This window comes from Plesiocystis pacifica SIR-1 (assembly GCF_000170895.1).
GTDB lineage: Bacteria > Myxococcota_A > Polyangia > Nannocystales > Nannocystaceae > Plesiocystis > Plesiocystis pacifica.
In genome coordinates, this window is the sequence record NZ_ABCS01000187.1 from 1 (window position 1) to 9,905 (window position 9,905).

The following is a 9,905-nucleotide window of genomic DNA, read 5'->3' on the forward strand; positions in this document are numbered from 1 at the left end:
CCAGGGGCACCACCCCGCGCTCGCCCAGGCCGACGCCCCCGGCCTGCGCCAGGGCCTCGAGGGGCGCCGCGCCGCCGCAAGCCGTGAAGCCCACCGCCGAGCCCGGCGCCCGCTCCCAGGTGTAGATCTCCCGGCCCTCGCTGCGCAGCAGCTGGGTCAGCAGGCCAGCGAGGCCCTGGCGCCGACACACCGCCGCCACGCACCGGGCGATGAGCACCTCGGTCGGGACCACCATCGTCTCCAGGGGCGCCTCGGCCCGGCTCGCGGCCCGCCGCGCCGCCGGCAGGTTGTCTTGATTGATGATCTCCACGAGCAGCCGGCGCGGATCCTGGTCCCCCGCGTCGCGCAGCTGCTCGACCACCGTGAGCAAGGTGCGGACCGTCGCGTCGTCGGACTGCTCGTCGCCTTCCCGGGCGAGCAGGACCACGCGCCGGGCCCGGAGCACGTCGGCCCGGGCCAGCAGGGTGTCGTCGTCGTCGTCGTCCCAGGCCCGGTAGATCACCGCGCCGTAGCCCGGCTCGCTCAAAAAGTCGGGCCGCTCGGCCCCCGGCCCGACCATCACGATCGCGTGGCGCCGCCTGAGGTTGCGCCACAGCTGCACGAACCAGCGCACGCCGACGAAGCCTCCGCCCGCGGGGAGCACCTTGTACTCCTCGTGCAAGAGCTCGTGGAGCAGCCGCTTGCCCGTCCGCTGCCCGTTGATGATCACGGTGTGGCGGGCGAGCCCGGGGGCGCGGAGCCGGCCGAGCTTGGCCAGGTCCACGACCACGTCCGAGCCGATGCCGATGATGAAGCTGACCACGAACAATCCGGCCAGGGTCAGGAACACGCTGACGACCACCGTGCCCGTGTCGTGGGGGCTCGCCAGCAGGTTGCCGGGGTCCTCCATCTGCCTAAAGGCCCACCACATGCGCACGAAGAACTCGTGATCGTGGGGATCGCCGACCACGCCGTCGCCGTCGAAGTCGTCGCCCACCGTCGTGGTCACGTGGTCGAGGAGCACCGCGCCCGCGAAGCAGATCAAGATCAGCGAGCCGAACACGAACATCAGCTGCCGACGTCGCTCCGGCCGCCAGCTCACGGTCCACAGATCGCGGACCACCGGGGCCCAGTAGCGCAGCAGCAGGATCGTCCGGGTCAGCCGGAACAGCCGCAGCCAGCGAGCCCCGAGCAGACCCGAGGCCGCCGCTGGCAAGAAGGACAACAGCGCCGCGACGTCGAGGACCAGCAGGAAGACCTCCATGCCCGTCGCCCGCCGCCAGCCGGTCTGCATGCGCTGGCCGCCCTCGAGGGGCAGGGACTCCTTGCGGAACACCAGCACCGAGCGGACCAGCACCTCGGGCCCGAACAGCACCAGGAACCAGGCGTCGCTGGTGTGCATCCACTGGTGCGGGACCAGGCTGATGACGATCGCCGCGCTGAGGATGACGCGAGAGACGGGGTGCTCGAGAGTGCGCTGGAGGAAGGCGAACACGAGGGCTGGAGCATAGCCAAGATGGCCGTCAGCCGCGCACGCGATGAACCACATCTCGACTCTCAGGGCGGATCCATCGAAGAGCCATGGCGGAACGGCCAAGTTCGCGATGTGAGCCTGCGGCGATCGTCGCGTGAATGAAGATCGGGACCTGAGTGACTCCCGCAGTGGGAGCCGATCAGCCAGCATGCGAGTCGCGATCATTGGAGGGGGCCCGGCGGGGCTGAGCGCGGCCCGAGAGCTGCTCGCCGCCGGGATCGACTGCGCCCTCTTCGATCGCCAGACCGCCCTCGGCGGCCGCTGGAGCCGGGGCGAGCACGGCCTGTGCCACGACTCGCTGACCGCCAACGTGTCCAAGGAGCTGCTCGCGTTCAGCGACTTCCCCATGGACGCGGCCCTGCCCCAGTTCCCCTCCCGCGCGCAGATCCTCGCCTACCTCCGGGCCTACGCCGCCCACCACGGGGTCGAGCGCGTCGCCCGGCTCGGCTACGAGATCGAGTCGCTCACGCCCACGAGCCCCAACAGCCGCCTGACCCGGTGGCGACTGCGGGCCCGCCACCGCCATGACGGGGGGCTCATCGACGAGTACTTCGACGCCGCGCTGGTGTGCACGGGGGCCTACGCCACGCCGCGCTGGCCGAGCCCGACCGTCGCCCAGCTCGCCGAGCAGCCCAGCTTGCGCGAGCGCATCCTCCACGCCAAGGACTACCGCGCGCCCGAGCCCTTCGCCGGCGAGCGGGTCCTCGTGGTCGGCTCCTCGGCGAGCGGCTGCGACATCGCGGCCGAGCTCAGCCACGCCGCCGCGTCCGTGACCCTGGCCGTGCGCTCGCCCTTTTGGCTGCTCGATCGCTTCGACGCCGCCGGGCGCCCCCGCGACCACGCGCTCACCCGCCTCAATTACCTGTTGCCGGCCTTCCTGCGCGAGCGCGTCGCCCGGCGCCTGCTCGGGCGCGAGCAGGCCGCCCTCGCCAAGCACGGCCTGCCCACCCCGCGCGCCCGCGTCGACCAGACCCGCGTGGTCCAGTCGACGCGCCTGCGCGAGGCCATCGTCGAGGGCCGCGTCGGCGTGCGCCCCTCCCTGCGCACCATCGAGACCAGCGCCGCGGGCCTCATCGCGACCTTCTTCGACGGCTCCCGCCTCGAGGTCGACCGCGTGCTGTGCTGCACCGGCTACGACCCGGACCCTCTGCCCTGGCTGCACGCCTCGGCCCGCCCGAGCGCCAGCCCCGAGGGCCACGTGGGCCTGCTCCGGCACATGGTCTCCCCGCGCTACCCCAGCCTGGCCTTCATCGGCCACGTGCAGGTGACCGGTCCGGTGTTCCCGGTCATGGAGATGCAGGCGCGGTGGATCGCGGCCTCGTGGTCGCGGCCCAGCGCCGGGCTCGAGGCCGAGGTCGCCAAGCCCTGGCACCGCCACGACCAGGCCGCGTTCGCGCGCACGGCCAGCCCGGAGCCGTGGGTCGACTCGCCGATCCCCCGGGTGCACTACCTGGGCTACCTCGACTCGCTGGCGGCGAACATTGGCTGCCGCCCGCGGGTGCTCGGGCGTCTGCTGACTCGGCCGGTCCAGGGTTGGCGGCTGCTGACCGGGCCCGCCTCGGCGGCGATGTATCGCCTGGACGGGCGGGGGCGGTTGCCCGGGGAGGCGCAGCGAATGTTGACGCGGGCGAAGGTCGACGCGCGACCTCAGCCCCGCGCCGCTGCGCGCCTCGCCGAGGGTTGAAGCCGGCGGATCGTCATCGCCCGCGAGGGCCTCCCGACCCGCGACCGCATCAAGACCCGCGCCGGCGCCCCCGTCGAGCGCGTCGCCCCCCGGGTCGTGCGCAGCCTGCTGCGCCAGAGCGTCGGCCTGGCCCTCGGGGGAGGCGCGGCCCTCGGCTTCGCCCACGTCGGCGTGCTCGAGGCCCTCGAGCGTATGGGCGTCGAGGTCGACTTCATCCACGGGACCAGCATGGGCGCCGTCGTGGGGGCGGCCTACCTCGGCCTCGGCGCGACCGAGCTGCGCCGCCGGGTCGAGCTCATGCGCCGCCCCGTCGACTGGATGAAGCTCGTCGATCCCTCCCGTCGTGACCTCGGGGGTGCTCTCGGGCAAGCGCGCGCACACCTACCTCACCGGGCTCATCGAGCGCACCCGCTTCGAGCAGCTCGACATCCCCTTCGCCGCCGTCGCCCTCGACATCGACGCCGCCGAGGAGCGGTGGAGCTGGGACCCGAGGGCAAGGAGCCGCGACGACGCTGTGGTGGACCCACTGCGAGGAGCGGCGACACAGCCATTCGGGTTCCAGTGCCGCCCCAAACCCGGCGCGGGCTTCGAACACGCGGTACTACCCCGGGGACCACAGCTCGTCGTAGACAAAGGGCAGCGCGCTCGCGTCCATGAGCTGCTCCACCGTCCACTCCCTCGCCCCCGGCCAGGTCTTGAACAGGCGGTCCTCGCCCTCGAGCGGCGGCGTGTCCGAGTTGGACTGCAGCCAGGTCTCGAAGTAGCGGTCGAGCTCGCAGTGCAGCATGTAGAAGTGGGGGTCGGCCCCGGCGTCCTGGAAGTAGGCCGAGCTGCCGTAGAGCCCGCGCACGCCCGCCTCGGTGCTCTCGCCCGCGCTGTAGAAGTGCAAGATCGCGTGGGGCGAGCGCTGCACGTAGGCGTTGACGGCCTCGAGCACCCCAAAGAATTGCTCGTCGCTCCAGCCCTGGATCCCGTACTCGTCGAAGGCCCGGCCGCGGTCGAGGGCCGTGATCGCCGGCATCACGAACACCTTCTGCTCGGGGTCGGGCCAGCCCCCCGTCTCGATGATGTCGGCGATGAACAAAAAGCTCATGAACACCATCGCGTTTTGCCCGTCCTTGTCGACGATGGTGTCCGCGACCATGCGCACGGTGTTGGCCAGGTCGGGGTCGGGCACGTCGTGGATCAGCCCGGGGGTGGACTCGAGCGCGACGGACATGTCGACGAAGCTCTCGTGGGCCAAGCACTCCTGGATCACCCGGGCCGAGGGCGGCACCGTCGAGCAGGTGTGGCTCTGGCCGTGGTAGGCCCGGACCACGACCTCGTAGGTGTCGCCGAGCTCGAGGCCGTTGCTCTCGTGCCCGTTGTCCGGGTCGATGGTCGGATCGATGTGCTGAACGAACACCCCCGTGGGCGTCCCCGTGGGCATCCAGTCCCGCACCCACTGCGGGTAGCCCTCGCCGTCGAGGTAGGGCACGAACACCGTATCCGCGAGGGCGCAGTCGAGGCCCCGGGCGGCGTAGTCGGCGACCAAGGCCTTGCGCATGGCCTGCTCGAGGTCCGTCACGTAAGCCCGGTGCCAACACAAAAAGCGGTGCGCGTAGTTGTCGGGGTTGACGAAGCCCGTGTAGTCGCCGCGGATCTGCGTGCCGTGGTGGCGCTGGTTGTCGATGTCCGCGTGCCCGATGGCCAGCTGGTCGAGCTCGCCGTTTTCGACGAGCAGCTGCCAGGCCTGGGTGAAGCGCTCAATCTCGTCCGCGCGCATCTGCGAGGCCCCCTTGCGGACCACGGGCGCCTCCCCCGGCACGAAGCCGAGGGCGTCGCCGCACTCCCCGGCCTCCTCCCCGGGCCTGCACCCGATCAAAGCCACGCTACCCGAGATCACTTTGAGTACTGTCCGTCGTTTCATGGGCTCTCCGATGTCGCCGTAGCCATGAAATAGCCAACCCGAGGGGCTCTGGATGGGCGTTGTCCCGCCACCGCATGGTCAGCGCCCCGCCAACTGGTACCGTTTGGGCGTGGACCTCGATCAGCTCCGCGCGCTCGTCTCGGTCGTCGATCGCGGCTCCTTCGTGACCGCCAGCCAGGCCCTCGGCGTGTCTCGGGCCACCCTGCGCGCGAAGCTCGAGGCCCTCGAGGAGGAGCTCGGCATGCAGCTGCTCGTCCGCAGCAAGCGAGGGACGAAGGCCACGGAGGCGGGGCAGCGCTTCGCCACCCGCGCCCGCGTCCTGCTGCGCGACGCGGACAGCCTCGCCCACTTCGCCGAGTCCGAGACCGGCACCGTGCGCGGGGAGCTGCGCGCCCTGCTGCCCATCGGCCTGCCCTCGGCCATGAACGCCCGCTTCGTCGCCCAGGCCCGCGAGCGCCACCCCGAGCTGCGCCTGCGCATCGACCTGTGCGAGGACCCCCTGTCCGTCACCCACGAGCCCTACGACCTGATCATCCACTTCGGCGAGGGCGTGTCCTCGGGCCCCTACCGGACCTTCGTGCTCACCCACCTGCCCCTGCGCGCCCTGGCCAGCCCCGCCTACCTCGACGCCCACGGCCGCCCCGAACGCGCCGAGGATCTGGCCGAGCACGCCCTCGCATCCTGGCTCTACCCCGGCAGCGAAGCGACGACCTGGCCCCTGCGCGAGGGCGGCTCGGTCGCCGTCGAGCCCCACGTGTCGAGCTCGGACGCGTTCATGCTCCGGCTGATCGCCAGCGCGGGCCGGGGCATCGCCCTGCTCCCCTACTCCGAGCTCACGCGCAGCATCTCCCCGGGCGCGGACCTCGAGCCCGTACTCCCAGACATCCTCGGAGGCGAGACCAGCGTGCGCGTGCTGTTGCCCGAGGCGACCTCCGCCATGCCGCGCAGCCGGGCCGCCGCCGAGCTGTCCCGCGAGGTCGCGGCGGGCCTACTGGGCGTGTCCTTCAGCGAGCTCTGAGCTGATCCGGGCTCTCAATCGCAGCCCATGCGCTCGGTCCCGAGGGCCACGTCGTCGATCCACAGCTCCCGCGAGCCGCCCGTGTTCTGGTAGTCGACCCAGCCGATGTGCATGGCCTCGAAGCTGTCCGGGTAGTACCAGACCTCGGCCGTGCCCGGGTTCACGCAGCCCTCGCCCATGGTCCCGACGGTGAGGTCCTCGATGGCCGCCCCGTCGAACCACAGCCGCATGGTGTCGGTCTCCGCGTCGAACTCCCACTCCATGCAGGTCCACTGGCCCTGGGGCATGACGGTCTGGGAGTGCTGCCAGCAGTCGCTCGCCGGGCCCGCGGGCGGCGTGTCGTAGGTGCCCGGCGTGTCGTAGTTGGCCATGAGCCGCTGCTGGTGCTGGCCGCCGTAGCGCAGCTCCGCCGTGAACGGGCCGTCCCACACACCCTCGGCCTCCGTGGGGCCCGAGGCCTGGACCATGGTCCAGTGCACGCCGTCGGGGGAGGCCTCGGTCAGGTACAGGCGCGCGCGCCCGAACAGGTGCGTGGTCGGGAACAGGGCCGCGTCGCTCAGGCCCAAGAGCGCGCGCCCGTCCCAGCCCGCCGTCGTCTCGAGGCGCAGGGAGTGCCTCCCGCCGAAGGCTCGCTGGTCGTCGACGAGCGCCGTGCCCTCGCCCTCGGGCGTCCACGGGGCCCCCGGCGCCTGACCCAGCGGTTGCCCCTCGAAGTCCTCGCACACGAGCGCCGCCACCGGGCAGCTCCCGCTCCCGGCCGCTTCGTCTCCAGCTTCGGTCTTCGACCCCGAGCAGCCCAGGGCCGCCACCGCCACGGCTCCCGCGATGACCCCTCGTCGTCCACGCACGCGCTCGCTCGCCATGGCCTGACCATACACGACGCGACTGCTACAGTCGCAGCCCGTGGTCGAGACCAACCCTGGCGAGCGCGCCCGCGAGACCTGGCTGGGCTACGGCGACAACCGGGCCGAGGCGGAGCGCCTGCTGACGGCCCTCGAGCTCGGCGAGGGCTTCCAGCTGTTCGTGGTCCAGATCGGCGACGCGCTGGCCGGCACGCACCTGCGCGCGCTCATCGAGGCCGCCGCGGCCGAGTCCTGCGACGACGCCGGGGCCGAGGCGCCGCACACCGTCGGCAGCCTCGAGCTGCGCCGCGACACCGAGCTCTCGGCCCTGTCCGAGCTGTTCCGCGAGACCCCGCACCCGCGGTGGTTCTGGCTCCCCACGGCCGACACCGGCGAGGCCCTCGAGAACCTGTTTTTCTTGCTCAACCAAAAGCGCGACGTGCTGACCCGGCTCGCCGACGCGCCCGTGGCCGTGGCCATGCACCGCCTCGACTGGGCCCGCTTTCGCCGCCACGCGCCCGACTTTTGGAGCATCCACCAGGCCGTGTTCCGCTTCTCCGCCGCGCGCCGAGACCTCGACACCGACCCCGGCCTGCTGTCCATGGACGACGCCGCGGTGTCCCACGCCGACGGGGCCGTGGGCTCGATCATCGGGCCCACCCACGGCCTGCACATGGGCCCGGGCTCGACCCATTTCCTGCGCGGGCGCGCGTCGGGTTGGCGCGTCCAGGAGCCGCGCGTGGCCACCAAGCGCCTGGCCCTCTACGGCCGGGACGCCGAGCTGCGTTCGCTGACGGCGGCGCTCGAGTCCCCCGGCGCGCGGGTGCTCGTGCGCGGGGCCCGGGGCGCGGGCAAGACCTCGCTGATCCGCCGCGTGCTCCCCCAGGTCGCCGGGCGCTACGAGGGCGTGTGGTGGATCCCGGTCGACGAGCTGCCCCACCCCGACGCGCCCATCGACCGGGCCGAGCACATCCTGCGCACGCTGTGGGCCGAGCTCGCCGCGGGCGACACCGAGGGCCTCGAGCTCCTCGACGTCTACCCGCGGTGGTTCGCCGCGACCTCCCGGCGCCGGCTGCTGTTCGTATTCGACGACGTCGAGTCCCAGGAGCTGGTCCAGTGGCTCATGCCCGGGGGCAAGTCCTCGGTGGTCGTCGCGACCCGGAGCCTGCGCCCGCACGGCGACTTCGATCAGACCCTCAACCTGGCGGGCCTCGGCAACCAGGCCGGGGTCGAGCTGCTGCGCAGCCGCGGCGTCGAGGACGAGGCCCAGGCCCGGCGCCTGGTCCAGCGCTTCGCCGGCCGGCCGCGCTCGCTGAGCCAGGCGGGCCGCCTCGTCGCCCTCGGCCGCGCCCCCTCCCCCTCCCCCGGCGAGACCATCAGCGGCCTGATCACCGACGTGGTCGCGGCCGGCTCCCCCAAGGCCCGGACGCTGTGGGAGTGCCTGAGCCTGTTCACCGCCACCTTCACCACCGAGGCCGCCGCCGCCGTCGGACGACTCGAGCTCGAGGCCGCCGACGGCTACCTCGACGAGCTCCTGCGCGGCGGCCTGGTCGACCTGATCGAGGACAAGCCCGTGCGCTGGCACCTGCCCAGGCGCTCCCGCCGGCTCGCCAGCGAGGGCTTTGACGAGCAGCCCTTCGAGGCCCAGGACGGACACAGGCTCGACTTTTGCCGCTGGGTGCTCGTGACCCAGGCGCAGCTCGACGGGCGCGGCTGGACCGGCAGCCCCGACGAGATCGCGGCCGTGGACTGGCTGCGCTCGATCCTCGAGGTCACCAACGAGAGCCAGACCCGGGCCCAGACCCCGGACCTGCTCGAGCGCGCCCAGGCCGTGCTGCGCGACGCCCTCGGCGCCTGGAAGCGCGGCGAGGGCTCGCTCATCCCCCTCGAGGTCGCGCTCTTCGCCGCCCAGGCCGCCGGCGTCAGCGAGGGCCGAGCGGACCTGAGCTGGAGCATCGGCCTGCGGGCGCTCATGCGCCTCAAGGAGGAGCGGCGCTTCGACGAGGCCCTCGAGTGGGTCGAGGGCCTGCTCGCCGCCGGGCCCACGGGCGAGGCCCTCGGCGGCGCCCTGCTGCTCCGCGCCCAGCTCCACCGCGAGCTCGGGGCCCCCGTCGAGGAGCTGGTCCGCGAGCTCGAGCGCGCCCGCGATCTGCTCGGCGCCCAGGTCCAGCCCGTCGTCCAGCACGAGCTCGGCCGCGCCCGCCTGCAGGCCGAGGACTTCGACGGCGCGGCCGCGGTGTTCGAGACCCTGCTCGCCCAGGCTCGGGCCCAGGACCTGCTCGAGGTCGAGCGCAACGCCCTGTCCGAGCTCGCCGAGGTTCGGCGACACCAGGGTCGCCTCGACGAAGCCGAGGCCCTGCTCCGCCAGGCCATCGAGCGCAGCGCCGTGACCACCTCCATCCTCGAGCTCACCGCCTTGCGCGAGGCCCTCGCCGTCGTCCAGGCCGAGCGCGGCGAGCTCGACCTGGGCATCGCCACCTTGGACGCCACCCTCGCCGAGCTCTTCTCCACCTACCTGATGTCCGAAGACCCGGCCATGCTCGCCGCCATGCTCGAGCCGACCCAGCGCCGCGCCCAGCTCATCGAAGCCGGGGGCGACCGCGCGGGCGCCATCCAAGCCCACGACCAGGTCCTGTCCCTCCAAGATCAGGTCTACGGCACCCTCGAGCACGTCGCCGTCGCCGAGACCGAGGTCCGCAAGGCCAGGCTCCTGCTCGCGGCCCGCCCCGCCGGCCAACGCAGCCGCGACTCGGCCCGCAAGCTCCTCGAGCACGCCCTGCCCATCCTCGAGCGCGAGCGACCCAACTCCGACACGATCCGGCTCGCCGCCAAGCTCCTGAAAAACTGCTAACCCGGCCCCCCTCGAACTCGCAAAGGCCCTCCCCCCACTCGAGTCGGAGCCACCAATCTCCGCACCAAGACGGGCACAAAAGGGGCAA

Annotated in this window: 7 protein-coding genes; 4 read left to right on the forward strand and 3 right to left on the reverse strand. The window is 72.6% G+C overall.

Annotation, left to right across the window (positions count from 1 at the left end; translation table 11 throughout):
* On the reverse strand, nucleotides 1–1,474 hold a 1,474-nt coding region (locus PPSIR1_RS40475), incomplete at its 3' end, for an ion transporter (protein WP_006977132.1).
* Nucleotides 1,475–1,661: 187 nt separating this feature from the next.
* Here PPSIR1_RS40475 and PPSIR1_RS40480 point away from each other — a divergent pair.
* Together PPSIR1_RS40480 and PPSIR1_RS51440 are read left to right on the forward strand one after the other, a co-directional pair.
* Nucleotides 1,662–3,197: a flavin-containing monooxygenase gene (locus PPSIR1_RS40480; RefSeq protein ID WP_006977133.1), complete on the forward strand. Its 1,536-nt coding sequence runs from the start codon at nucleotides 1,662–1,664 to the stop codon at nucleotides 3,195–3,197.
* A 96-nt stretch (nucleotides 3,198–3,293) separates the two neighbouring features.
* Complete coding sequence (locus tag PPSIR1_RS51440; RefSeq protein WP_198154729.1) at nucleotides 3,294–3,854, forward strand: patatin-like phospholipase family protein; 561 nt, start codon at nucleotides 3,294–3,296, stop codon at nucleotides 3,852–3,854.
* On the opposite strand, the gene PPSIR1_RS40485 is transcribed toward PPSIR1_RS51440, so the two are convergent.
* On the reverse strand, nucleotides 3,799–5,082 hold the full coding sequence (locus PPSIR1_RS40485; protein ID WP_198154730.1) for a tyrosinase family protein: 1,284 nt from the start codon (nucleotides 5,080–5,082) through the stop codon (nucleotides 3,799–3,801). The two genes, PPSIR1_RS51440 and PPSIR1_RS40485, sit on opposite strands and share 56 nt — an antisense overlap.
* A 133-nt stretch (nucleotides 5,083–5,215) precedes the next feature.
* Between PPSIR1_RS40485 and PPSIR1_RS40490 the strand changes: the two genes are divergently transcribed.
* Complete coding sequence (locus PPSIR1_RS40490; RefSeq protein ID WP_006977135.1) at nucleotides 5,216–6,124, forward strand: LysR family transcriptional regulator; 909 nt, start codon at nucleotides 5,216–5,218, stop codon at nucleotides 6,122–6,124.
* A gap of 14 nt (nucleotides 6,125–6,138) precedes the next feature.
* Here the strand turns inward: PPSIR1_RS40490 and PPSIR1_RS40495 are convergent, their stop codons facing one another.
* Nucleotides 6,139–6,987 (reverse strand): hypothetical protein, encoded by an 849-nt coding sequence (locus tag PPSIR1_RS40495; RefSeq protein ID WP_006977136.1) that lies wholly within the window; start codon nucleotides 6,985–6,987, stop codon nucleotides 6,139–6,141.
* A gap of 40 nt (nucleotides 6,988–7,027) precedes the next feature.
* Here PPSIR1_RS40495 and PPSIR1_RS40500 point away from each other — a divergent pair, with 40 nt between their 5' ends.
* Complete coding sequence (locus tag PPSIR1_RS40500; RefSeq protein WP_006977137.1) at nucleotides 7,028–9,817, forward strand: AAA family ATPase; 2,790 nt, start codon at nucleotides 7,028–7,030, stop codon at nucleotides 9,815–9,817.
* The last annotated feature ends 88 nt before the right edge of the window (nucleotides 9,818–9,905 follow it).

Excerpts from the sequence above, each read along its gene's own strand:
- PPSIR1_RS40480 (WP_006977133.1), top strand. The coding sequence starts at position 1,662 with ATGCGAGTCGCGATCATTGGAGGGGGCCCGGCGGGGCTGAGCGCGGCC.
- PPSIR1_RS40495 (WP_006977136.1), bottom strand. The coding sequence starts at position 6,987 with ATGGCGAGCGAGCGCGTGCGTGGACGACGAGGGGTCATCGCGGGAGCC.